Source organism: Amycolatopsis sp. NPDC114478 (assembly GCF_055633805.1).
Window position 1 is genome coordinate 55,730 of sequence record NZ_JBVKDO010000029.1, and the last position, 23,364, is coordinate 79,093.

Genomic DNA, 23,364 nt, shown 5'->3' on the forward strand with positions numbered 1-23,364 from the left:
CGGGGGATCAGGGGAGCGAGTACGCGATCACCTCGGGCACCGGGTGCGCCGTGAAGCCCGGGGCCGCCGCCGTCACGATCACCGTGTTGCCGTCGATCGCCGGGAACGAGTTGATGCCCGCGCCCGTCTTCGTCGTCCACAGCTGCTTGCCGCTGCGAACGTCGAACGCGTACACCGTTCCGTCGAACGTGCTCGTGAACACCACGTCGTTCGTCACCGTCGCCGCGCCGAACGCCATCTGGGGCAGCGGCTGGGTCCACTTGACCCGGCCGGTCGCGACGTCGACCGCCAGCAGGCCGCCCTTGCCCGAGGCCAGGTCCGGCCACGCCTGCAGCGGCTTGATCGCGCTCAGGTGCGTCGCCAGGTCGACCCACGGGACGAACAGCGTGCCGTCGGACACCGCCATCGGCGTCTCCACCCCGCCGAACGTGCCGGGGTAGACCTCGGTGACCTCGACCGGCAGCGGGCCGGTGTCGTTGAGGTGCTTGCCGACCGGCAGCGACCACAGCGGCTTGCCGTCCGACGCCCGGTAGGCGTGCACCGAGCCCATCTTGCCCGCGGCGATGACCACCTCGGTCAGCTTGCCCTGCAGCCGCACCTTCGTGACCACGGGCGAATCCTGCAGGTCGTAGTCGCGGACGTCGTGCGGCAGGACCTGCTGATACCACAGGAGCTTCCCGGTGTGGGCGTCCAAGGTGACCAGTGAGTTGGTGTACAGGTCCGGGCCCGGCCGGCTGCTGCCGTTGGGGTACTCGGGCGTGCCCGGGTACGGCGCCGGGTTGCCGACGGTGAGGAAGATGCGGCCCTCGTCGTCGATCGCGGGCGGGTACCAGAGGCCGCCGCCGCTGTTGATCTCCGGATGGCCCCAGAGGTCGCCGTCCTTGACCGTGTTGAACTCCCACTGCACCGCGCCGGTGCGGACGTTCAGCGCGTACACGATGCCCATCGAGCCGGGCACGTACTCGGTCCAGGTCGACGGCGCCGTGCTGACCACGACCGTGTCGCCGTAGACCTGCGGGGCCACGTCGACACCGCCCTTGCCGGAGTTGATCAGCTCCCGCGTCCACACCGTCTTGCCGGTGCGGGCGTCGAGGGCGAAGACGCCGGTGAACGTCGTCGCGACGATCAGGCCCTTGCCGTAGGCGACGCCGTTGGGCCCGACGTTCGGGTCGCCGAACGTCCGCTTCCACAGCTCGCGGCCGGTCTTCGAGTCCAGCGCGTAGACGTTGGAGTTGAGGTCGGCGAAGTAGGTCACCCCGTCGACGACGATCGGGTTGCTCGCCATCAGCCCGGCGAAGGTCGGCGTGCCCGAAAGCGGGTAGCGCCACTTGACCTTCAGGTCGCCCACGTTGCGCGAGTTGATCGCGGTGCGCGTGGTCGCCCGGGTGTTGGCCAGGTCGTAGTTGTGCCCCAGCCAGGGCTGGCTCGGCCGGCCTCCCCAGGCGGCCAGGCTCTCCGAAGAGAGCCGGTCCGCGGCCGCCGTCGGCTCGGTGCCGGCGATCCCGGACACCACCGCGAGCGCGACGAGGGCGAGCCCGGTGCGCAGGCGCCTGCGCCGGAGCTTGCGGACCGGCCGGATGTCGGTGTCGGACACCGTTGCCTCCTTACGTCCGCGCCCGGTCGTTCGGGGGATCGGGCGCGGTTCGTGCGTTTTTCGGGAACTTCAGTGCGGGAACTCAGTGGTGGAACTCGCCGCCGTTGACGTCGAGGTTCTGGCCGGTGATCGCGCTCGCCAGGTCGGACAGCAGGAACAGCACGGCGTTCGCGACCTCGTCGGGCAGCGCGAGCCGGCGCAGGTCGAGGTTGGCGGCGACCTCGTCATAGACCTGCTGCGCGGGGACACCGCGCTGCTCGGCCATGTACGCGAAGCCGCCCTTCAGCGCGTCCGCCCAGATGTAGCCGGGCGTGACGGTGTTGACCCGGACGCCCTGCGGGCCGAGCTCCGAGGACAGGCTCTGCGCCAGGGAAACCAGCGCGGCCTTGGCCATCTTGTAGACGCCGAACGGCGGCTTCGAGTGCCGGATGACCACCGAGCTGATCATCACGATCGCGCCCTTGTTCTCCGCCAGCGACGGCGCGAACAGCCGGCTCAGCCGCAGCGCCGCGAAGACGTTGGTCTCGAAGCCGGGCCGGATGTCGGCGACGTCGACGCTGGTCAGCGGCGTCATCGGCGGCACCGCGAACGCGTTGTTCACCAGCGCGTCGACCCGGCCGAACGTCTCGAGCGCGGTGTCGGCCAGGTGCTGCGCCGAGGCTTCGTCGGTGATGTCGGTCGGCACGACGAGCGCCTTGCGGCCCAGCCCTTCGACCTCGCGGGCGACTTCGGCGAGCCGCTCTTCGTTGCGCGCGGCCAGCACGACGTCCGCGCCGTTGGCGGCGCTGCGCACCGCGAGCGACCGGCCGAGACCGGGCCCCACGCCGGACACGACGACGACTTTGTTCTCCAGCACTCTGGGCTCCTTGGATCGAGGGTCAGGCGGCGAACGGCTTCGGCCGGCGCAGCTCGTCGAAGGACGACAGGTCCGGGACCGTCCAGCCGTCCAGGTCGTACTCGTTCATGCACTCGTCCACAAAGGACTTGTAGTCGTCGACCTCGCCGCCGGCGAGCTGCGAGAACAGCAGTTCCACCCGGGTGTTCTCGTGGTTGCCGGCGTAGTTGCGCTCGTAGAGCTCGTGGCGGCCGCCGAACTCGGTGCCGACCGCGTCCCACAGCAGCTTCATCAGCTTGGTCCGGTCGACCGCCTCGACGCCGTCCGAGCCGCGCAGGTACTTGTCGAGGTAGGGCCGGACGTCGGGGTTGGCGAAGTCGTCCGCGCCGGAGTTGACGTAGATCAGCCCGCTCGCCACGTCCTGCAGGATGATCTCGCGGATGCGCGGGTAGCCCAGCTGCATGAACCAGCGGTAGGCCAGCCCGTACTGCGGGTTCGGCAGCAGCGCGCCGTTCTTCCACTCAACCGGGTTGCGAGCGGACGCGTCCGACAGCGCCCAGAACAGGTTGCGCCAGGCCAGCACCTCGCCGGCGCGGGCCTGCACGCCGCGGAAGTCCTTGGTGCCGGTGATCTCCAGCGCCTTGAGCAGCAGCCCGGCGATGAACTCGAGCTTGACCGCCAGCCGCGTGCAGCCGTGGAAGGTGAAGCGCTCGATGAACCCGGACTGCCCGGAGAACAGCCGCACCTTGCCGATGTCGCCGTAGACGAAGATGTTCTCCCAGGGGATCAGCACCTTGTCCAGCACCAGGATCGTGTCGTTCTCGTCCAGCCGCGAGGAGAGCGGGTAGTCGAACGGGCGCCCCATCGTGGCCGCCGCCTGCGTGTAGGACGGGCGGCAGATGAGCTTCATGCCCGGCGCGTCCATCGGCACGGTGGCGACGAGCGCGAACTCCTTGCGCTTGATCGGCAGGCCGTAGTGGGCGATGAAGTTGTAGTGCGTCAGCGCCGACCCGGTCGCGACCACCTTGGCGCCGCTGACGATCACGCCCGAGTCGGTCTCGCGCTCGACGTGCACGAAGACGTCGGACACCTCGTCCGGCGGCCGGCTCCGGTCGACCGGCGGGTGCACGATCGCGTGGTTCCAGAAGAGCACCTTCTCCTGCGACTCCCGGTACCAGCGGCGGGCGTTGGGCGCGAACTCCCCGTAGAAGTCCGCGTTCGCGCCCAGCGTGCCGAGGAAGGACGCCTTGTAGTCCGGGCTGCGGCCCATCCAGCCGTAGCTCATCCGCGCCCACGCGGCGATCGCCTTCTGGTCCCCGACGAGGTCCTCGACCGTCTTCGGCGTGGTGAAGAACCGGTGCGTGTACCCCGTGCCGCCGCCGTCGACCGGCTTGGTGAGGACGTCCTGGTGCTTCGGGTCGTGCAGCGCGTCGTACAGCCGCGCGGTCATCCGGATCGGGTTGTGGAACGCCGGGTGCGCCACCGGATCCTTGATCCGTTCGCCGTAGAGGTAGATCTCCCGGCCGTCGCGCAGGCTCTCCACGTACTCGGCACCGGTCAGCGGACGGGTGGCGGCCTGGTTCGCGGAACCCGTCTCGGTGCCCTGCTGATCGACCATCGCGGCTGGACCCTCTTCTCGTGGCGGAGTCGGAATGCGTTGCGCGACGGGGGTTTCCGGGACCGTCAGGCGACGATCTCGAACTGCCCCATCATCCCGCTGGTGGAGTGCTCGAGGAAATGGCAGTGGTACAGGTACTTCCCGAGGAAGTCGGTGAAGGTGGCCTGGACGGTGACCGACTTGCCCGACCCGAGGAACACGGTGTCCTTGCGGCCGGCGTCCTGCGGCAGCAGCGGCGCGCCCTCGCGTTCGAGGACCCGGAACTGCACCAGGTGGCAGTGGAAGGTGTGGTCGATCGGGTGCGCGGTGTCGCCGTTGGTGATCTTCCAGATCTCCGTGCTGCCCCGCTTGACCTGGAAGTCGATCCGGTTGGGGTCGAACGGCTTGCCGTTGATCAGGCCCAGCGGGACGCCGGTGAGGTCGAAGCTCAGCACCAGCTCGCGGGTGACGCTCGCCTTCGTCAACGCGGGCAGCGCGCGCAGCCGGTCCGGCACGCGGCTGAAGTCCGGCGCGGGGCGCACGACGTCGAAGCGCAGCACCGGGCCCGCGGTCGCGTCCGAGAGCACCAGCTGCGTGCCGACCTTGTAGCGCGAGAAGTCCACGACGAACTCGGTGCGCTCGGCCGAAGCCAGCGACAGCTCGGTTTCCGCCACGGGAGCCGGCAGCAGCCCGCCGTCGGAGGCGATCCGGAGCAGCGGCGCGCCGCCGAGGTTGAGCTGCAGCATCCGCTCGTTGGCGCCGTTCAGCAGCCGGAAGCGGTACTTGCGCGCGGCCACCTGGAAGTACGGCTGGACCTTGCCGTTGGCCAGGATCGTGCCGCGCGGGATGTCGAAGACGAACGCGCCCTTCTCGTCGAAGTGCGCGTCGCGCAGCATGATCGGCACGTCGAACTCGCCCGAGGGCAGCCCGAGCGACGCCTCGGCGGGGTCGTCGATGAGGTAGAACCCGTGCAGCCCGCGGTAGACGTGGTCGGACTCGAGGCCCATCACGTGGTCGTGGTACCAGAGCGTCGCGCCCTGCTGGTTGTTCGGGTATTCGTAGGTGTAGGCCTGCCCGGGCGCGATGACGTCCATCGGGTAGCCGTCGCTGGCGACCGGCGTGTGCCCGCCGTGCAGGTGCACGTTGGTGTCGTCGGCGAGCCGGTTGGTGATGGTGACCTTGGTCGTCCGGCCGGTGCGCGCGCGGATCGTCGGGCCGGGGAACGTGCCGCCGTAGGTGAGTGCCGGCGTGCGCAGGCCCGGGAAGATCTCGACGTCGGAAGGCTGGACGCTCAAGCGGTAGTAGTCGGCGGCCGCGTCGCGCAGGTAGGGGCGCAGCTGGGCCGGGACCGGCATCGGCACGGAGAACGGCGTGACCGGCGGCGCGACCGCGGCGAGCGACTCGGCCGACGGACCGGAGACGTCGAGCCCGCCCATCGGCATGCCGTCCATCTTGTGCTGGGTCAGCGGGCGCACCGCGTCGGTCACCGCGGGTGCCGCGGTGGTGCCACCCGGGGATCCCTTGGGCAGCAACAGCCCGCCGACCGCGCCGCCGACGGTCAGGCCGCCCAGCGCGAGCATGCGTCTTCTGTTCAGCATTCTTGGTTCTCCCCAGTGGCGTGCGGACGTCGAGGTCTCGGCCTGCCCGATCCTCGCACCGGTGCGCCCGGGGTACTTCTCGCGCCGTGCGCAGTGGAATTCCCTGGCACGAAGGAACATCGCACGTCGGGAGGTGCCCGCCGCGGCGCGCCGGTGTGACGCTCCTCGGGTACTCCGCGCCCGGCGGTCGCTCCGCCGATCCACAGTGGATCTTCAAGTAGGAAGGCAGGAATCCGTCGTGACGCAGAACCTGGCCGGCGATTCCGTCCGGAAACTCCCGACCCGCGGCAAGTCCGCGCTCTCGTGGCGCCGCACCGTGCTCAACCCGTGGGTCCTCGCGACGCTGGCCCTGGTCGTGTTCAACGCGCTCTACGCGTTGCCGCGCTACCTCAGCTTCGACCCGGCGCAGTCGCGGATCCCGCCGGACCCGGGCTTCGCGCTGCACTTCCCGACCGTCGCGCTGCACGCGATCTTCGGCAACATCGCGATGATCACGTTGCTGCTGCAGGTGATGCCGGCGCTGCGCGGGCGCAACCGCAAGGTGCACAAGATCAGCGGCTACGTCTACCTCTACGGTGGCGTGCTGCCGAGCGCCCTGCTCGGCCTGGTGCTGCTGCCGTTCTCGGCCGCCCCGACCGGCGGCGTCGGCCTGTTCGCCATGTCCGTCGGCTGGATCGCGGTGACGCTCGTCGGGTTCCGCAAGCAGAGCAAGCACCGCTACGCCGAACACCGCCGCTGGATGTACTACAGCTTCGCGCTCGCGCTCGGCACGTCGTGGGGCCGGGTGCTGGGTCTGGTGCTACCGCTGTTCGGCGTCCGGATCGGCGTGCAGATCGACATCATGGTGTTCCTCGAGCTGTCGTCGTGGCTGTGGGTGCTCAACGTGCTCGTCGCGCAGTGGGCGTGGGAGCGCGGTTCGCGCAAGAAGGCGCGGCGCGGGCAGCCGGAGACGCTGCGCGCCGCGGCCTGACCTTCCCGCCCCTCGGTGAAAGGACGCACATGACCAACCCCGACGTCCCGGCGGCGCTCGCCGGGTTCGCGGCCGCGGACCCGGACCGGCTCGACGCCGAGTTCGCGGACCTCACCGCGCGCGTGTGGCACGACGCTGCCCTCGCCGCCGACCTCGTCCCGGAGTTCGTCGACCTGCTCGCGGTGGCCGATGACGCCCGCGCGGGCCGGCTAGCGGTGCTGCTCGGGCTGCTGGCCGAGGAGCACGGGCTCGGCACCGAGGTCTTCACGCAGGTCGCCAAGGGCCTGGACACCTACCTCGACGTCCTGGACCGCCACGCCGACGGCGAGCCGGTTGCGCTGGGTCTGCTGTACCTGGTGGCGCACTTCCCGGCCGACTCGGAGCGGATCCTCGCGGCCGTCGCGCACCGGAACCTGACGGCCGAGGACCGCAGCCGCCTCGAGCGCTGCCTCGAGCCGTACGACCGGGAGAACCTGGTGCTCGGCCGGGTCTGGCCGTCACCGGCGGAGTGGGCGCTGACCGACGCCGAGCGCGAGTTCGACCGCCGCTGGGTCGCCGAGCTGCCCGACGCGCAGGCGAAGGCGACCTGGGACGGCGACACGAAGATGGTGCTGGGCTACGCCGGCGCGCACGCCTACTGGGCGCAGCTGGCCGGCACGCCGGTGGTGGCGGCGGACACGAACCCGCTGCGCGCCGCCGTCCCGGTCGAGGCGTCGGACGACGGCCTGGCGGGGATCACGCGGCACGCGCCGGTGCTGCGCTGCCCGGTGTGCCACGGACCGCTTGCGGCCCGGCCCTCGGGCGCGCACTGCCCGGTCTGCCCGGGAACGTACCCGCTGGCCCGGGGCGTGCTGGACTTCACCGCCGACCCGACCCGCCCGGTCGCGGCCGACGACCCGGACGACGTCCTGAGCAACGCGGCGGCGATGAACAGCATCGGCCTGTACTACGAAGAGGTGCTGCGGCCGGGCTTCCTGCGCCTGATGGGCACGAACTGGGGCGGCCAGGTCACGCCGGCGGACGAGGACGAGTACTTGGCCGCCCGGTTGAGCTCGGTGGACGGCACGGTCCTCGACCTGGCGGCGGGCGCGGGCCGCTGGACGGCGGTGCTGGCCGAGCTCCTGGGCCCGGACCGCCTGGTGGCGCTGGACCTGAACCCGACGATGCTGAGCTGGCTGCGCGGAAGGCTGCCGGAGGTGTGCGCGGTCCAGGCGTCGGCGCTCGACCTCCCGTTCGCGGACGCGTCGTTCGGCGGGGTCAACTGCTGGAACGCGCTGCAGGCGATGCCGGACCCGGCCCAGGCGATCGCCGAAGCCGGCCGGGTGCTGAAGCGGGGAGGGACGTTCACGCTGCTGACGTTCGGTTCGGCTGAGGACCCGGTGCTGGCTTATTACCAGTCGACGTTCCGCGGTCCGGGGTTCCCCGACGGCGGGATGCCGTTGTTCAGCAGGGCTTTGGTGCGGTCGTGGGTGGAGGCGGCCGGGCTGGTGGTGCGGGACGAGTCGGGCCCGGGCTCGTTCATCTTCGTGACGGCGGAGAAGCCGGCTTAGATTCGGAGATCTCGGAGGCCCCCTGCCGCTTCGGTGGCAGGGGGCCTTTCGGCGTTCCGGGTGGTCTTGAATGACTCATTCAAGACGTTCGGCGCCGGGTGCGAAGCCGGGCAGACGCGGGAGCGGGTCCACCCAGGGCCTAGCGCGCGCGGGGGGTGTTCCCGCCGCGGGAACGCCCCCGCGCTTTGCTGGGGTGGGCAGTTGGCCGGGTGCTGTCTCGAGCCGGCTCTGGTGGTCGAGCGCCGACGGGATCGCTTTGGCGGGGTCGCAAGCTCGTCGGGCGGTCTTGAACGACTCATTCAAGACATCCGCCGACGGTGCGAGCCCGAGCAGATCCGGGCGAGCCGCCCACCCCAGACCCGAGCAAGCGAAAGGGGCCCTCCCACCGCAAGGCGGGAAGGCCCCATCCAAACCAGACTCAGCCCAACGTGCGAGCGAACGCCCGCAAGTCGTCCACCAGCAGATCCGGCTGCTCCATCGTCGCGAAGTGGCCGCCGCGGTCGAACTCCGTCCAGCGGCTCAGCGTCGGCAGGATCGACTCCGCGAACCGTCGCACCGGCCGCACCGCGTCGGCCGGGAAGTACGCCACCCCGACCGGGGCCGCCAGGTCCCACGGGCCGCCCCACGTCTTCGCGAAGTCCAGCCGGTTGGACTCGTAGTACAGCTGGGCGCTGGAGCCCGCCGTCGCCGTCAGCCAGTAGATCGAGACGATCGTCAGCAGCAGGTCTCGGTCCACCGCGTCCTCGGGGACGTTGTCCGAGTCCGTCCACTCCTTGAACTTCTCGACGATCCACGCCAGCTGCCCGACCGGGGAGTCCGTCAGCGCGTACGACAGCGTCTGCGGCCGGGTCGACTGGATGTGCCGCCAGCCCGCCTTGTCCTGCTCGAAGTGGGCCGCGAACTCCAGGCGCGCGCGCTCGGCGTGGTCGAGGCCGGCGAACGCCGCCGGGTCGTCCGGGGGGAACGTCACGAACATGTTGACGTGCACGCCCGCCACGTGCGCCGGGTCGGCGAGACCCAGGTGCAGCGAGATCGGCATGCCCCAGTCGCCGCCCTGGGCGATGTAGCGGTGGTAGCCCAGCGCGCGCATCAGCTTCGCCCACGCCCGGGAGATCCGCGGCACGTCCCAGCCGATCGCGCCCGTCGGGCCCGAGAAGCCGTAGCCCGGCACCGACGGGATGACGACGTGGAACGCGTCCGCCGGGTCGCCGCCGTACGCCGCCGGGTTGGTCAGCGGGCCGACGACGTCGAGGAACTCGGCCACCGAGCCCGGCCAGCCGTGCGTGATGATCAGCGCGCGCGCGTTCGGCTCCGGCGAGCGGGCGTGCAGGAAGTGCACGTTGACGCCGTCGATCGTCGTCATGAACTGCGGGATGTCGTTGAGCCGCTGCTCGGCCAGACGCCAGTCGAAATCGTGGCGCCAGTACTTCGTCAGCTCCTTCAGGTAGCCGACCGGGACACCGCGGTCCCAGCCGACGCCCGGCAGCTCCGACGGCCAGCGCGTGTCGTCGATCCGCCGGTGCAGGTCGTCGAGCGCGTCCTGCGGGATGTCGATCTTGAACGGTCTGATCTCGGCCACTGGTTCCCCATCCTTGTCTGGCATCGTCGGTCAGGCCGCGAGGTCGCGGGCCTGGGGGGCCGGCGGCTCGGCCGCGGGCGGGAGGACGGCTTGCGGGCGCCGGCGGTGCCGGAGCACCCGCAGCGCGTACTTCGGCTTCAGGAGCGACTGCGGCGGGTCGATCAGCCCGGCCACGCGGATGAACGCGTTGGTGAGCACCGAGTCCTCGACCGCCGCCTCCTGCAGCCGCGCGACGTAGCGGTTGACGAAGTCGGTCATCAGCCCCTTGCGGCCCTCCGCGCCGGCGTACCCCATGTCGCCGCCCGCCGACACCGACCACGCGCCCGCGATCTTCTTCGCGATCTCCTTGAAGAACGGCCGCGCGGCCGGCACCGGGTCGCGCCGCAGGTGCTGCTGCAGCACCAGCGACTCGAGCGCGGCGACCGTCATGCCCTGCGCGTAGATCGGGTTGAAGCTGCACACCGCGTCGCCCATCACGAGCAGCCCGGCGGGGAACCGGCGCAGCTTCTCGTAGTGCTTCCAGATGCTCGCCGGGTACCGGAACGTCACCGGGTCGTCCAGTGGCACGCCGGTCGAGATGGCGTCGTGGATGTCCGGGATGGGCAACGACTTGACGTACGCGGTGAAGCCCTCGGCGTCGGTCGGCGGGTGGTCGCCGAGGACGCCGGTGAGCGACAGCTCGACGCGCCCGTCGCCGCCGGGCATCCGGTGGAAGAACGCGCCGCGCGGGGTCTCCGGCGTCGCCGCCGGGATGATCGCCAGGTCCGTGCCGAACGGGTCGGCCGGCAGCCGGTAGTGGCGCGTGGTGTAGGCGAGGTCGATCTTGACGCGCTCCTCCACCGGCTTGTCGTAGCCCAGCTCGGCCAGCCACAGCGGCGTGCGCGAGCCCTTGCCGGTGGTGTCGACGACGAGGTCGGCGTGGAACACCGTCGGGCCGTCGCCGCCGTGCGCCTGCACGCGCGCGCCGGTGATCCGGCTGCCGTCCTCCGTGGACTCAAGCCCGAGGATGTCGTGGCGGTCCAGGAAGACGACGTTCGGGATCGCCTGCACGCGCTTGCGCACGTGGTACTCCAGCAGCGGCCGGATCGCGGGGACGCAGTCCAAACCGGACGGTGCCGGCTTCATCCGCCGCCCGTTGAAGATCCAGTGGACGTCGGAGCTGAAGTCCCCGCACTTGACCCCGGCCTCGGACAGCTCGTCCTTGAGGCCGGGGAAGTGGCCCTCGAGGATCTGCTGCCCGCGGGCCACCAGGCCGTGCGCGTGCCTGCCGTGGGGCACCCCGCGGCGGTAGGTGGTCTCGCCGGTCAGCTTGTCGCGGTCGACGAGGACCACTTCGGCGTAGGTCTCGGAGAGCACGCGGGCGGCCAGGAGGCCGGCCATGCTCGCACCGAGGACGACTGCGCGGTCACCCGCGGGTGCGGCCATCGCGGTCACCTCCCGCGGCAACGTAGCTGGACATCGTTCGTCCCTTTCTCCGGTGGGGTGGGGAGACGGCGCCGGTCAGTCCGGGAGCCGGATCGAGAGCGCGTGCCGGAACACGTCGCGGGGGTCGTAGCGGCGCTTGACGTCCTGCAGGCGCGGGTAGTTGTCCTTGTAGTACAAGGTGGACCACGGCACGCCGGAGGTGTTCTGCGCCGGGTCGGCCAGGTCGACGTCCGGGTAGCTGATGTACGAGCCGTCGTTGACCTCGCCGGGCACCGGGACACCGCCGGACTCGGCGTAGACGTCCCGGTAGTACGCCTGCACCCAGGCCAGGTTCGCCTCGTCCTCGGCGGGCGAGAGCCACATGCCGGTGCTGATCGACGCCTTGAGGATCGAGTCGCGCTGCGGGATCGCGGTCGCGTCCGGGGCGACGGCGTTGACCTGCCCGCCGAAGCCGGTGACGACCAGGCAGCCGCCCGCGGTGCCGCCCTCGACCGTCAGGTGCCGGTGGATCGCGTCGAGCTGGTGCTCGGTGAACCCCTTGCGCAGGTAGCCGGCCTTGTTCTTGTAGCGCCCGTTGGGGTCGTTGGGCCAGCTGTAGGACGGCATCCAGGTGCTGAACCACGGCAGCACGGCGACGTCGTTGACGACCGGCTCGACGTCGACACCTTCGGTCAGCGCCGCGAACCACGCGGCGAGCAGCTGCTCGGAGTCGGGCACGTCCTCGTCCAGCACCGCGGTGACGGTGAAGATGCCGCCGTCCTGGTGCGTGATGATCAGGTTGCTCCACAAGGACTCGTACGGCGAACCGGGGTCGCTGTTGCGCTCGTACCAGGCGCAGTAGTTGCGCAGCACCCGCTTGAACGACTGGGGCGTGAACGCCGGCCACGGCCACACCACGGCCTGGCGGCGCATCGCGCGCGGCGCTTTCGGCAGCAGCTGCGCCGGGTCGTCGGAGTCCGCGCCGGGGGAGCGCAGCCAGAACCGCGTCACGACGCCGAAGTTGCCGCCCCCGCCGCCGGTGTGGGCCCACCAGAGGTCGCGGTGCGGGTCGTCCTCCTCGCGCGTGGCGACGACGGCGGACGCCTTGCCGTCTTCGTCCACGACGACGACCTCGACGGCGTACAGGTGGTCGACGACGAGGCCGTCGCGCCGCGAGAGGTGGCCGTAGCCGCCGCCGGAGATGTGGCCGCCGACGCCGACCTCGAAGCACGTGCCCGCCGGGATCGTGACGCCCCAGCCGCTGTAGAGGACGCGGTAGACGTGCCCGAGCGTCGCGCCGCCCTCGACGGCGAACGCGCGGCGGGACTCGTCGTAGTAGACGGCGTTCAGCCGGGACAGGTCGAGCAGCACCTGCACCTCGGGCGAGGAGGTGAAGTCCTCGAAGCAGTGCCCGCCGCTGCGCACCGCGAGGCGCTTGCCGGCGTCGACGGCCTCCTGCACGGCCGCGACGACCTGCTCGGTCGAGCCGGCCAGGCGGACGTAGTCCGGTTTGCCGGCGAACCGGTGGTTGTAGCTCTCCACCAGGTTCTCGTAGCGCGGGTCGGCGGGGGTGACGGTGACCGGCCCGAAGGCCGGGGGCTGCTCGGTCATCTCGTTCCTCCATAGCGGACGTACGGGTATGACCGTCACATGCGGGCCCCTGCCCCGGCGTCTTCCGCGTTGCCGATCGTGGCGGGTTCCACTGTGGACGGTCCGGGGACGACGACGGCCGGTGCCGTGCTCTGGCGAGAGCGCGGCACCGGCCGTGGTTCGGTCGTGCGGTGGGTCAGCCGGCGGGCGTCGCCGCCGGTTCTTCGGTGGCCTGCTCGGCGGCGGGCGCCTCCTCGGCCGGGCCGGCCGGAGCCGCCCCGGTCGGCGGGACGTGCCGCAGCAGCCGCGCGGCGAGCACCGCGACGGCGGCCAGCAGGACCGCGCTGACGATCGCCACGACGTGGAGGCCGCTGGTGAACGCCTCGCGGGCCGAGCTCAGCACCTGGCCGCCCACCTGGGCGGGCAGGGTGGTGGCGGCGTCCACCGCACCGGCGATGCTGTCCTTGGCCACGCTCGCGGCCGGCTCCGGTGTCCCCGCCGGGACGCTGACCAGCCCGCGGTACACCGCGGCGCCGATGCTGCCGAGCACCGCGATACCCAGCGCGAAGCCGAACTGGCCGCTCGTCTCGTTGAGGCCCGCGGCCGAACCCGCCTTCTCCGGCGGCGCGGAGGCGAAGATCAGGTTCATGCCCAGCGTCACCAGCGGGCCGGCGCCGAGGAAGATCAGCGCGAAGCCGGTCGCCAGCGTCCCCGGGCCCGCCGTCGCGTCCACCTGGGTCAGCACCAGCAGGCCGACGACCGAGATCGCCAGGCCGATGCCGATCAGGTACGCCGGCCGGAACCGGCGGCCGAGGATCGGCGACACGAGGAAGCTGATCGTGTTCGCGGCCACCGCGGGCAGCATCCACAGGCCCGCCTTCAACGGCGTCAGGCCGTTGACCAGCTGCAGGTCCTGCGTGATGAACAGCATGATCGCGCCCATCAGCATGGTGCCGAACAGCATGCTGCCCAGCGCCGTGCTGAACGCCTTGCTGGCGAACAGCTTCAGGTCCAGCAGCGGGTGCTCGAGCCGGCCCTGGCGCCGCCCGAAGACGTAGCCGAAGGCGAGCCCGACGACGACCGAGAGCACCGCCACGACGCTCCAGCCCTCGGCGGCCAGCTGCTTGAGGCCGTAGATCACCGGCAGCACGGTCACCAGGATGAGCGCCACGCTCGGCAGGTCCAGCTTGCCGGCGTCCGGGTTCTTGAACTCCGGGAGCAGGATCGGGCCGAGGACGAGCAGCAGCACCATGGCCGGGACGCCCAGCAGGAACACCGAGCCCCACCAGAAGTGCTCCAGCATCAGGCCGCCGACGAGCGGGCCGATCACCGCGCCCACCGAGAAGCACATCGCCCAGATGCCGATCGCCATCCCCATCTGCTTGGGGTTGCGGAACATCGTGGTGATGAGCGACATCGTCGACGGCGCCAGCGTCGCGCCGGCGATGCCGAGCAGCGCCCGGGCCGCGATGAGCATCTCGGGGCTGGTCGAGTACGCCGAGAGCACCGAAGCCACGGCGAACGCGGCCGCGCCGATGAGGAGCAGCTTGCGGCGGCCGATGCGGTCGCCGAGCGTCCCCATCGTCACCAGGAAGCCGGCGAGCAGGAAGCCGTAGATGTCGGTGACCCACAGCTGCTGCGTGGTGCTCGCGCCCAGGCTGGCGGTCAGGTGCGGGAGCGCGAGCAGCATCACGTAGACGTCGATGGACACCAGCAGGGTGGGCAGGGCGAGCACGGCCAGCCCGATCCATTCCCGCCGGCCGGCCCGGACGTCGGCCCCTGTCTGCGTAGTGTCGTTCATGGGTTGGTCCTTCCTATTGCGTATGAAGCCGTCTTGGCGCCCGCGGGCCGCCGCTCACCGGGGAGTCGGCGCCGCCGGCGCGATCCGGACACCGGATCGGCACGCGTTTCCCGCGTCCGCCGCGCGGAGGACCTCCGGTGCGAGGCGGGCGTCAGGTCGGCCCGGGCACGTCGGTACCTCGTGGTTCGGTCATGTCCACCATGGTCACGGAAAGTAGTGATCGTTGCATCTTCCGTATTGCTCTGTTAGGCCCAGCGGACCGGCGTGCCCCGGGCTCCGCCGGCGCTGGGGTTTCCGCTGGTGTGAGCCGCTTTTTCGCCGGTTTCCGCGGGTCCGGCGCCGGGGTCCGGTGGGGCCGGGACGGTCGGCGAGGCGTAGTCGGTCGCCTGCGCACCGTGCTAGCTTCGCCGCCGAAGAGGTTCCGCCGGACCACTGTCGGTCAGGCGGCCGGTGAGCCGAACGAGTGAATCTCACCGCGCTCTTCCCGTCGGACGTCCGGGGCCAGCGGCCCGCTCCGACCCATCCGAGAAAAGGCACACCCGACCGGGGAGTAGAACAATGGCGAAGTACCTGCTGATCATGCACATGAACCCGACGCTGTGGGCGGGCCTGACCGACGACCAGAAGAACGAGGTCTTCGAAGGCCACGGCAAGTTCCACCAGCTGATCTCCGAGTCCGGCGAGATGATCGAGACGAAGGCGCTGGCCGACCCCGACGCGACGAAGACCGTGCGCGTCCGCGAAGGCGCCACCGACGTCGCGTCCGGCCCGTTCGTCGAGTCCGAGGCGTTCCTCTGCGGCTACTACGTCGTGGACGTCGAGAGCGAGGAGCGCGCGGTGGAGCTGGCCGCGCAGATCCCGGACGCCAAGCACACCGCGATCGAGGTCCGCAAGGTCATCCACGAGGCCGGTCCCGCCTGATCGAGCGGACGTTGCCGGGGCCGGTTCCTCCGCGGAGGAACCGGCCCCGGCTCTCACGTGCGGTTGCTGGAGTTGCGCGCGATGTCCTGGCGGAACAGGCCGTCCGGGTCCAAGCGGGCACGCACCCGGTCCACCGCCGCGATCGCGTCCGGCGCCAGGATGCCCTGCGGCTGCTCGCGCGTCTCGACCAGCGTCGGGGTCGTCAGGCCGGTGTCCCACGGCGTCAGCGCTTCCCGGGCCGCGGCCAGCGTGTCCACTATGGACTCGTGCGTGACGTCGCCGAACGGCACGCCGGCGGCGACGTAGGCGAACCCGGCCGGCAGGTGCGAGAGCGCGCCGCCCGCCGGGTCCGGCCGGCCGAACGCGCCGCCGAGCTGGCGCAGTTCCGTCGTCACCAGCGGTGAATCCCGCCGCTCGCCGATGATCCGGGTGAACCGGCGGCCGCCTTCGTCGTCGAGGTCGCCGAGCAGCAGGTGGTCGCCGTGCACCGGTGCGGGGTCGGCCGGGTCCATGTGCGTGGCGGGTACGTCTTCCGGGCCGCCTTCGTGCCAGGTGTCGAACACCGGCTCGGCGATCGCGCGCAGCGGGCCGAGCAGCTCTCCGGCTTGGGCGCGGGCGAGCGGCAGGTCGCCGGCCGTGGGACTCAGCACCACGCCGTCGATGCCGAGCACCGGCCCGGCGCGCAGGGCTTCCGGGATCTGCGGCAGGTCCGGGAGGTTCATGACGCGCAACGCCGTCGTCACGGTGTCGGGTGCGTCCGCGGTCCACTGCCGCCACTGCTTGAAGAGCCGGTCGGCGTGCGCCGCCGGCCAGAACGCGGCGCCGGTGATCACCCGCGCCGCGGGGAAGAGGTCCACCTCGACGGCCGTCACGACGCCGAGGCCGCCCCCGCCGCCGCGGACCGCCCAGAACGCCTCCGGGTCGGTTTCCGCGTCGAGCCGCCGGTGCTCGCCGTCCGCGGTGACCAGCTCGACCGCGCGGACGCTGTTGGCCGCCAACCCCGTGTGACGGCCGTAGAAGCTCAGGCCGCCGCGCATCAGGTAGCCGACCGCGCCGACGCCGGGCGAGGAGCCGTGCGGCGCGGCGAGCCCGTGCGGCGCGGTCACCGCGACGACGTCGCCCCACGGCGTCCCGGCGGGGATCCGGACGCGCCGGGCTTCCAGGTCGAGGTCGACCGGGCCGTCCGGCAGGGTCCGCAGCAGCAGCGCGCCCGGCATCGGACCGGCCGTCGCCGACGCGTGCCCGGTCGCCATGACGCGGACCGCGAGCCCTTCCCGGCGCGCGTGCGCCAGCGCGGCCCGGACGTCGTCGACGGTCCGGACCTCGGCGGCCGCGGCCGGTTCGACCGGCGCGATCAGGTTGAACACCCGCGTGGCGCGCTCGTAGGCGGCGTCGCCGGGCTGGCTGACGAGCATCGGGGGACTCCTCGGGTCAGGCGGCTTCGCCGAAGTGGGCCTGGGCCAGACTCCGGGTGGTCACCGTGGCGAGCAGCACGCCGATGCCCGCGTGGCTCTGCAACGTCGACAGGTCGCGCCAGACGCGCTCGATCCGCTCGCCCTGGCGCACCGCGCTGGATCCCGCCGTGGGGAACAGGTTCCGCTCGACCGCGTGCCAGCTGAGCCGGATCACCTCGCGGCAGATCGTGGCCAGCCGCAGGTCGTTCTCCTGGCTGAATGCCGACGGGCCCGCGGCGCAGATCTCCTGCCAGGTCCGCGTCGCCTGCTGCACCGCGGCTTCGGCGGTGGCGATCATGCCGGCCGCTTCGCCGTACCAGAACTGGTAGTCCGGGTGCTCGTGGCGCGGGACGACCGGCGGGAACAGCGTCAGCCGCGAGCGCATGAGCTCCTCGTACGCGTCGAGCGCGCCCTGCGCGATCCCGACCGCCAGGCACGCGACCTCCAGCAGCATGAAGCTCAGCTGCCCGCCGCCGTATTCGCCGTTGCCGTGCAACGCGTAGCCGGGCGTGCCCTTGGTGACGTCGATCTCGCTCATGTGCGTACCCGGCAGCGTCAGGTGCGCCGGAACGCGGGCCTTGTCGATCACGATGCTGTGCGAGCCGCTGCCCTTGAGGCCGAGCTGGCCGCCCCAGTTGTCCAGCCGCCGCCACTGCTCCCGCGGGACGACGAAGAGCATCGGGACCTTCTCGCCGTCCTCGCCGTCGATCAGCGTGTGGCCGATGAAGTGCGTGGCGTACGGCGAACCCGAGCAGTAGTGCCAGGTCCCGTCGATGATCCAGTCACCGTCCGGAGTGGACTCCGCGGTCCCGCTCGGCACGATGGTGGCGGGGGCGATGAAGTTCCCCTCCTTGAACAGCTCCGCTTGCGCGCGCTCGCCGAAGAGCGTGGCGGCCTGCAGCGCGTGCGTCGCGCCGAGGCAGAACATCCACGCCGTCGACGGGCAGCCGCGGGCCAGCGCCGTGGTGACCCGCAGGAACGTGTCGATGCCGAACTCGTAGCCGCCGTAGCGCCGCGGGGTGAGCAGGCGGTAGAACCCCGCCTTTTCGAACTCCTTGTGGGTGTCCTCGGCGTAGAAGGTCCGCTGCTCGGTCTCCGCCTGGCGGGCGACCAGTGCCGGCCCGATCGCTTCGGCCCGCGCGATCACCTCCGCCGGCGTCAGGCCCGGCTCGGGCGGCAGCGGAAAATCTGCTCCGGTAACGTCCTTGACCGTCGTCATCGCCAAGAGGCTCCTTGTCCTGGTCGGTTCGTCACCACGCGGTCGAGCGTCACACGGCGGCCGCCTCCGGTGCATCTCACCTAGTGCGGGCCCGGGTTCCGCACGGTGCGAGACTCGGTGCGGCCCGCGGTTTCGCTAGCGTTCCTCCGAAACCGGCCACGCGCGAGGAGGCGGCGAACGTGACTAGTCCCGACGGCCCGGTGGCGCGGGCGCCGCTGTCGGCGAACCAGGAGTTCCTCTGCGGCTTCGACCTCGGGGACGCCGACGGCCCGTTCGGCCCCCGGTTCCACATCGTGCACGGCTGGCGCCTGCGCGGCGAGGTCGACGTCGACGCCCTGCGGGGCGCGCTGATCGACGTCGTCGAGCGGCACGAGGCCCTGCGGACGCTGATCGTGCGCGACGAACCCGAGCGCTACCAGAAGATCCTGCCGGCGGGGCAGCCGCACCTCGAGGTGCGCGAGCTCGGCTCGGCCGACGGCGATCGCGACCGCCGCGTCGAAGAGCTGATCATCGAGGTGGAGTCCGGCGAGATCCACCCGGACCCGCCGCTGGTGCGCGCGGTGCTCGGCCGCTTCGACGACAAGGACTCGGTGCTGGTGCTGATCGTGCACCACACGGCGGCCGACGGCTGGTCGGTCCGGCTCGTCATCCGCGACCTCGCGACGCGGTACGCGGCCCGCCGCGGCTTCGACGTCGGCGAGCTGCCGGACCCCCGCCAGTACCGCGAATTCGCCGAACGGCAGGCGGAAAACGTGTCGGGGACCGAGCTGGACCGTTCCCGCGAGTTCTGGCGCAAGACCCTCGACGGCGCGCGCGTCTACTCGGTGCCGACCGACTTGCCCAAGTCGGCGGGAATCCCGGAGTCCAGCGGCGTCTACCGCTTCCAGATCGCCGCGGAGCTGGTGAAGCCGGCGCTCGAGCTGGCCTCGGCGATGCGCTCGACGCCGTTCATGGTGCTGCTGGCCGCGTTCGAGGTGCTGGTGCTCCGCACGACCGGCGAAACCGACGTCACGGTCCCGACGTTCACCCCGGGCCGCGGGCACGAGCAGTTCCAGCTGACGGTCGGGCCGTTCTTCAACTACCTGCCGCTGCGCACGGACCTGGGGGGCGCGGCGACGTTCCGCGAGGTCGCCACGCGCGTCCGGCGGTCGTGCCTGCAGGCGTACTCGCACGACATCCCGTTCGGCCAGGTCGCGGCCCAGGCCCCGGACCTGATGACCCGCACGCTGGAGGACCGCCGCGCGGCGGTGGTGTTCCAGGTGTTCCCGTTCCCGTTCCTGCTGGACGGCGAGCTGGTCGGTGACCTGGAGTTCTCCGAGGTCCGCCGCCGGCTGCTCTCCCAGCCGGTGGGCTCGGACGTGCCAAACGGTGCACTGTGGACGCTCAACCTGGACCCGTCCGGTGACATCGTGGCGGGCATCCAGTACAACACGAACCTGTTCGAGGAAGCGTCGGTCGCGGCGATGGTCGAGCAGTTCGTCCAGGTGCTGGGGGAGACGGTGACCCGGCCGGACGCGCCGCTGTAGTCCCGGGCACGCGAAAGGGGCCTTCCGAACCGGAAGGCCCCTTTTCGTTGTGGCTCAACCGACGTGGATCGGACCCCGTTCGACCTCACCGCGGCAGTAGGCGTTGTAGTGGTCCAGCCGCGCCTGGGCCTCGGCCGTCGCCTCGGTGAACCGCGTCTTGACGTCCACATCGGACACCAACACGTCGTGCATCGCCGCCGCCGAGATCTCCTGGATGTGCGCCAGTTCGCCGACCAGCGCGCCGCGCGCGGCCGGCGAGCCGGTCGTCGTGGCGATCTGGTCCAGGGCCACCAGGAAGTCCGGGTTCTGCTCGTACCAGCCCTCGGCGGCCAGCCGTTCGACCGTCGGGGTGGTGATCGGGACGAAGTTGGTGGCCTTGTGGCGGGCCGCCGCGTGCTCCGGGCGGCAGAGGAACTGCATGAACGCCAGCGCGCCGTCGCGGGTGTGCTCGTCGAGCCCGTCGGTCAGCCACAGCGCGTCGCCGCCGATGACGTTGCCCGCGCGCGGGACGTCCTGGTTGTACGGCATCCGCGCCGCCCGCACCGTGAACCCGCCGTCGCGGCCCGCCTGGACCATCCGGTCGACCTCCACCGACGACGTCAGCGTCAGCGCGGCGTGCCCCTCGGCGAACGTCCGGAAGTTGCCGTCCCAGTCGACGGCGTCGCCGTTGTGCAGGTACCAGTAGTGGCCGGCCCGGTGCAAGTTCCGCCACCACTCGGCGTAGGCCAGCGCCTCCGGCGAAGCCAGGTCGACCTTCTGGGCCCGGCCGCGGCGGCCGTTCTCGTGGTCGACCAGGAACCCGCCCTGCTGCGCGATCGACTGCTGGAACATCCAGCCGTGGTTGGGCCACGTGATGCTGTGCGACGGCCCGTCGCCCCGCAGCCGCCCGACCGCCTCGCACGCGGCTTCGACCTCGGCCCACGTCCGCGGGATCTCGTGGACGCCGGCCCGCGCCAGCAGCGTGGTGTTGGCGTACAGCAAAGTCGTCGACGTCAGCAGCGGCTGCGCGGCCACCGCGCCGTGGTAGCGGTAGTAGCCCCGGACGCCGGGGACGATGTCGCCGAGCACCACCCGCTCGCCGAGGATCTCTTCGCGGCGGCCGATCGCCCGCTCCACCGAGGTGAACAGCGGACGCCCGTCGGCCGTGCGGGTGTCCTTGGCCTCCTGGGCGGAGGTGTAGAAGTACTGCGCGATGGTCGGCGCCCGCCCGTCGAGCGCGGCCCGGTGGATCTCGCCGGGCAGCTCGAGGTACCCGAACCCCTCGACCTCCACGCGGTACTCCGGGTGCGCCTGCCCGAACTGCGCCGCCAGCTCCCGCATCTGCGCCAGGTACTCGGGCATGATCGGGTAGATCGGCACCCACAAGCTGATCACGGTCACAGCCGGCCCCCTCTAGTAGTTCACGACGGCGCGGAACCGCACGTCGCCCTTGCCGACCCGGGCCACCGCTTCGGCGACCTGCTCGGCGTCGAACTCCTCGATGATCGGGGTGACGCGGCCGTCGGCGGCGAACCGCAGGGCCTCGGCCAGCTGGTCGAGGCCGTTGTGCGTCGCGCCGATGATGCTCTGCCGCTGCGCCCAGACCGGGCTCGCCGGCCCGATTTCGAACGTGCCCTCGGGGTCGATCGTGGCCAGCACGAGCCGCCCGTTGACGCGCAGGCCAGCGAGCGCGTCGGTGGCCGCGCGGTACGACGTCCCGGTCACCAGCACGACGTCCGCGCCGCCGATCTCGCGCAGCCCGGCGCCGTCGGCGACGACGTGCTCGGTGCCCAGCTCCCGGACCAGGTCGTGCTTCTCCGGCGACCGCGTGATCGCGACCGTCTCGAAACCGCACGCGGTGGCGAACTGCAGGGCCAGGTGCCCGAGCCCGCCGACGCCGAGGACGGCCACCCGTTCACCCGGCTTGGGGTCGGCCGCGCGCAGCGCGCTCCACGAGGTGTAGCCGGCGCACAGCATCGGCGCGGCCGCCTGGTAGCTCAGGCCGTCGGGCAGCAGGACCGTGCTCTCGGCCGGCACCGCGACGTACTGCGCGTGTCCACCTTGGACGGTCAGCCCGCTCATCCGCGGCGCGGCGCAGTTCATCCCCGACTGGCCGGTCAGCGGCAGGTTCAGCTTGCAGTAGTCGCACTGCCCGCAGGTGCCCTGCACCCACGTCGTGCCGACGCGGTCGCCCGCCTTGCGGATCGTCACGCCCGCGCCGACCTCGACGACCTCGCCCGCCGCCTCGTGCCCGACGATCACCGGGTCGAACGGCGGGAACGGGAACGTGCCGTCGGTCAGGAAGACGTCGTTGTGGCACACCCCGCACGCGCGCACCCGGACCAGCACCTCGCCCGGCCCGGCCGACGGCGTCGCGACGTCCTTCAGCTCCCAGCGGGCACCGGCCGCCGGGACCACTGCTGCCTTCATCGCACGCTCCCTTTCACGCGCCGGCCGGGCCGGGCGTCTTCAGGTGCACCGGCAGCGAGCCGATGCCGTTCATGATGAACGTGACCTGCGGCGACAGCTCCGCCGCCGGCACGGCCAGGGACAGGTCGGGGAACCGCTCGAACAGCGCCGCCAGCGCGGTTTCCGCCTCCAGCAGCGCGAGCGGACGGCCGATGCAGCGGTAGATGCCCTGCCCGAAGGAGAGGTTCTCCTTGTCCGGGCGGGCGATGTCGAAGACGTCGGCGTTCTCGTGCAGCTGCGGGTCGCGCCCGATGGCGGCGAAGTGCATGAGGACCGGGTCGCCCTTCGCGATCGTGACGCCGCCGAGCTCGACGTCCTCGACCGCGAACCGGAACGGCAGGTGCGCGACCGGCGCCTGCACCCGCAGCGTCTCGTCGAGGACGTCGCTCCAGCTACGCTCACCGGACTTGACCAGCGCGAGCTGCTCGGGGTGGGTGAGCAGCTGCAGGACGGCGTTGGCGATCAGGTTCTTCACCGGCTCGGTGCCGGTGGCGAGCATGATGTGCAGGGTGCCGACCATCTCGTCGTCGGTCAGCCCGGCGCCGGAGTCGCTGGCGCGCACGAGGTCCGACGTCAGGTCGTCGGCCGGCTCGCGCCGCTTCGACTCGACGAAGTCCAGCATCTCCTGGTGCCAGCGCTCGAAGTTCGCGGCGGCCTCTTCGGGGCTGGTGGTCGTGTCGGCGTTGATCTCGCCGCCGCGCAGGAAGTCGCGGCGGAACTCCTCGGGGATGCCGAACAGGTCGCAGATGACCGACGCGGGCAGCGGGTGCGCGAAGCGGTCCTTGAGGTCGACGGCCTCACCAGGCGGCAGCGCGGCGAGCTCGTCCAGCAGCTTGGCCGCGACGCTCTCGACGTTGGGGCGCAACGCTTCCACGCGGCGCGGGGTGAACGCCTGCGCACACGGCTTGCGCAGCCGCGTGTGGTCGCTGCCGTGCGAAGTGGTCAGGTTGTCCATGAGGACCCAGCCGATCAGCGGGAAGTCCTCGCCGATGCGGCCTTCCACGAAGTCGACCCAGTGCTTGCGCGGGTCCTTCGAGAAGCGGTGGTCGCCGAGCACCTGCCGGGCCTCCGCGTACCCGGTGATAGACCAGGCGAAGACGCCGCCCGGCAGTTCGATCTTCGCCACCGGGCCGTGCGCGCGGATCCGCGCGGCCTCGCCGTGGATGTCGGTCCCGGCCGGGTCCAGGGCGACGGGGCAACGCTCTTCCATGGGGCATCTCCAACGATCACGGGAACCGGGCAGGCGGGTGACCGGTGCGCCGCGGGCTGCGGCGCACC

At 71.5% G+C, this 23,364-nt stretch carries 17 protein-coding genes; 4 read left to right on the plus strand and 13 right to left on the minus strand.

Annotated elements, in window-relative coordinates; genetic code table 11:
* Nucleotides 1-7 precede the first annotated feature (7 nt).
* The 4 genes from ACZ7OH_RS45570 to ACZ7OH_RS45585 all read right to left on the minus strand — a co-directional run bounded on the left by ACZ7OH_RS45570 (nucleotide 8) and on the right by ACZ7OH_RS45585 (nucleotide 5,624).
* Nucleotides 8-1,594, minus strand: coding sequence for an outer membrane protein assembly factor BamB family protein (locus ACZ7OH_RS45570; protein WP_470286617.1), 1,587 nt, complete (start codon nucleotides 1,592-1,594; stop codon nucleotides 8-10).
* Between the two features lie 82 nt (nucleotides 1,595-1,676).
* Nucleotides 1,677-2,450 carry an SDR family oxidoreductase gene (locus tag ACZ7OH_RS45575; protein ID WP_400904156.1) on the minus strand — a complete coding sequence of 258 codons (774 nt, stop codon included), beginning with the start codon at nucleotides 2,448-2,450 and terminating at the stop codon, nucleotides 1,677-1,679.
* 22 nt (nucleotides 2,451-2,472) lie between these two features.
* A complete protein-coding gene (locus tag ACZ7OH_RS45580; protein ID WP_470286618.1) occupies nucleotides 2,473-4,047 on the minus strand; it encodes a 4-hydroxyphenylacetate 3-hydroxylase family protein in 1,575 nt (524 codons plus the stop codon).
* A gap of 65 nt (nucleotides 4,048-4,112) precedes the next feature.
* Entirely contained in the window at nucleotides 4,113-5,624 is a 1,512-nt protein-coding gene (locus tag ACZ7OH_RS45585; RefSeq protein ID WP_470286619.1) for a multicopper oxidase family protein, read from the minus strand.
* A gap of 238 nt (nucleotides 5,625-5,862) precedes the next feature.
* Here ACZ7OH_RS45585 and ACZ7OH_RS45590 point away from each other — a divergent pair, with 238 nt between their 5' ends.
* Together ACZ7OH_RS45590 and ACZ7OH_RS45595 are read left to right on the plus strand one after the other, a co-directional pair.
* Nucleotides 5,863-6,594 (plus strand): DUF2306 domain-containing protein, encoded by a 732-nt coding sequence (locus ACZ7OH_RS45590; protein ID WP_470286620.1) that lies wholly within the window; start codon nucleotides 5,863-5,865, stop codon nucleotides 6,592-6,594.
* A gap of 29 nt (nucleotides 6,595-6,623) precedes the next feature.
* Entirely contained in the window at nucleotides 6,624-8,144 is a 1,521-nt protein-coding gene (locus tag ACZ7OH_RS45595) for a methyltransferase domain-containing protein (RefSeq protein WP_470286621.1), read from the plus strand.
* A 418-nt stretch (nucleotides 8,145-8,562) separates the two neighbouring features.
* Here ACZ7OH_RS45595 and ACZ7OH_RS45600 read toward each other — a convergent pair whose 3' ends face one another.
* From ACZ7OH_RS45600 to ACZ7OH_RS45615, 4 genes are all read right to left on the minus strand, one after another.
* Nucleotides 8,563-9,747, minus strand: coding sequence for an epoxide hydrolase family protein (locus ACZ7OH_RS45600; protein WP_470286622.1), 1,185 nt, complete (start codon nucleotides 9,745-9,747; stop codon nucleotides 8,563-8,565).
* A gap of 6 nt (nucleotides 9,748-9,753) precedes the next feature.
* Complete coding sequence (locus ACZ7OH_RS45605) at nucleotides 9,754-11,148, minus strand: FAD-dependent oxidoreductase (protein ID WP_470286623.1); 1,395 nt, start codon at nucleotides 11,146-11,148, stop codon at nucleotides 9,754-9,756.
* Between the two features lie 75 nt (nucleotides 11,149-11,223).
* Nucleotides 11,224-12,738 carry an FAD-binding oxidoreductase gene (locus ACZ7OH_RS45610; RefSeq protein WP_470286624.1) on the minus strand — a complete coding sequence of 505 codons (1,515 nt, stop codon included), beginning with the start codon at nucleotides 12,736-12,738 and terminating at the stop codon, nucleotides 11,224-11,226.
* A 175-nt stretch (nucleotides 12,739-12,913) separates the two neighbouring features.
* Nucleotides 12,914-14,518, minus strand: a complete 1,605-nt coding sequence (locus ACZ7OH_RS45615; protein WP_470286625.1) for an MFS transporter — start codon at nucleotides 14,516-14,518, stop codon at nucleotides 12,914-12,916.
* A 558-nt stretch (nucleotides 14,519-15,076) separates the two neighbouring features.
* Between ACZ7OH_RS45615 and ACZ7OH_RS45620 the strand changes: the two genes are divergently transcribed.
* The gene (locus tag ACZ7OH_RS45620) at nucleotides 15,077-15,439 is read left to right on the plus strand and encodes a YciI family protein (protein ID WP_400904169.1); all 363 of its coding nucleotides are present in this window, start codon (nucleotides 15,077-15,079) and stop codon (nucleotides 15,437-15,439) included.
* 53 nt (nucleotides 15,440-15,492) lie between these two features.
* Here ACZ7OH_RS45620 and ACZ7OH_RS45625 read toward each other — a convergent pair whose 3' ends face one another.
* Together ACZ7OH_RS45625 and ACZ7OH_RS45630 are read right to left on the minus strand one after the other, a co-directional pair.
* The gene (locus ACZ7OH_RS45625) at nucleotides 15,493-16,854 is read right to left on the minus strand and encodes an FAD-binding oxidoreductase (protein WP_470286626.1); all 1,362 of its coding nucleotides are present in this window, start codon (nucleotides 16,852-16,854) and stop codon (nucleotides 15,493-15,495) included.
* Between the two features lie 16 nt (nucleotides 16,855-16,870).
* Nucleotides 16,871-18,112, minus strand: coding sequence for an acyl-CoA dehydrogenase family protein (locus tag ACZ7OH_RS45630; protein ID WP_470286627.1), 1,242 nt, complete (start codon nucleotides 18,110-18,112; stop codon nucleotides 16,871-16,873).
* 179 nt (nucleotides 18,113-18,291) lie between these two features.
* Here ACZ7OH_RS45630 and ACZ7OH_RS45635 point away from each other — a divergent pair, with 179 nt between their 5' ends.
* Nucleotides 18,292-19,638: a condensation domain-containing protein gene (locus ACZ7OH_RS45635; protein WP_470286628.1), complete on the plus strand. Its 1,347-nt coding sequence runs from the start codon at nucleotides 18,292-18,294 to the stop codon at nucleotides 19,636-19,638.
* A gap of 54 nt (nucleotides 19,639-19,692) precedes the next feature.
* Here ACZ7OH_RS45635 and ACZ7OH_RS45640 read toward each other — a convergent pair whose 3' ends face one another.
* From ACZ7OH_RS45640 to ACZ7OH_RS45650, 3 genes are read right to left on the minus strand one after another with little or no spacing between them, the layout of a single operon-like run.
* Entirely contained in the window at nucleotides 19,693-21,018 is a 1,326-nt protein-coding gene (locus ACZ7OH_RS45640; protein ID WP_470286629.1) for an extracellular solute-binding protein, read from the minus strand.
* Between the two features lie 12 nt (nucleotides 21,019-21,030).
* A complete protein-coding gene (locus tag ACZ7OH_RS45645) occupies nucleotides 21,031-22,047 on the minus strand; it encodes an alcohol dehydrogenase catalytic domain-containing protein (RefSeq protein WP_470286630.1) in 1,017 nt (338 codons plus the stop codon).
* A gap of 13 nt (nucleotides 22,048-22,060) precedes the next feature.
* A complete protein-coding gene (locus ACZ7OH_RS45650; protein WP_470286631.1) occupies nucleotides 22,061-23,296 on the minus strand; it encodes a cytochrome P450 family protein in 1,236 nt (411 codons plus the stop codon).
* Nucleotides 23,297-23,364: the final 68 nt, after the last annotated feature.

Bases quoted from the DNA above. Each gene is read 5' to 3' on its own strand.
- ACZ7OH_RS45605 (WP_470286623.1), bottom strand. From the start codon at position 11,148: ATGGCCGCACCCGCGGGTGACCGCGCAGTCGTCCTCGGTGCGAGCATG.
- ACZ7OH_RS45585 (WP_470286619.1), bottom strand. From the start codon at position 5,624: ATGCTGAACAGAAGACGCATGCTCGCGCTGGGCGGCCTGACCGTCGGC.
- ACZ7OH_RS45620 (WP_400904169.1), top strand. From the start codon at position 15,077: ATGGCGAAGTACCTGCTGATCATGCACATGAACCCGACGCTGTGGGCG.
- ACZ7OH_RS45625 (WP_470286626.1), bottom strand. From the start codon at position 16,854: ATGCTCGTCAGCCAGCCCGGCGACGCCGCCTACGAGCGCGCCACGCGG.
- ACZ7OH_RS45580 (WP_470286618.1), bottom strand. From the start codon at position 4,047: ATGGTCGATCAGCAGGGCACCGAGACGGGTTCCGCGAACCAGGCCGCC.
- ACZ7OH_RS45595 (WP_470286621.1), top strand. From the start codon at position 6,624: ATGACCAACCCCGACGTCCCGGCGGCGCTCGCCGGGTTCGCGGCCGCG.
- ACZ7OH_RS45650 (WP_470286631.1), bottom strand. From the start codon at position 23,296: ATGGAAGAGCGTTGCCCCGTCGCCCTGGACCCGGCCGGGACCGACATC.
- ACZ7OH_RS45630 (WP_470286627.1), bottom strand. From the start codon at position 18,112: ATGACGACGGTCAAGGACGTTACCGGAGCAGATTTTCCGCTGCCGCCC.
- ACZ7OH_RS45615 (WP_470286625.1), bottom strand. From the start codon at position 14,518: ATGAACGACACTACGCAGACAGGGGCCGACGTCCGGGCCGGCCGGCGG.
- ACZ7OH_RS45645 (WP_470286630.1), bottom strand. From the start codon at position 22,047: ATGAAGGCAGCAGTGGTCCCGGCGGCCGGTGCCCGCTGGGAGCTGAAG.
- ACZ7OH_RS45610 (WP_470286624.1), bottom strand. From the start codon at position 12,738: ATGACCGAGCAGCCCCCGGCCTTCGGGCCGGTCACCGTCACCCCCGCC.
- ACZ7OH_RS45600 (WP_470286622.1), bottom strand. From the start codon at position 9,747: ATGCCAGACAAGGATGGGGAACCAGTGGCCGAGATCAGACCGTTCAAG.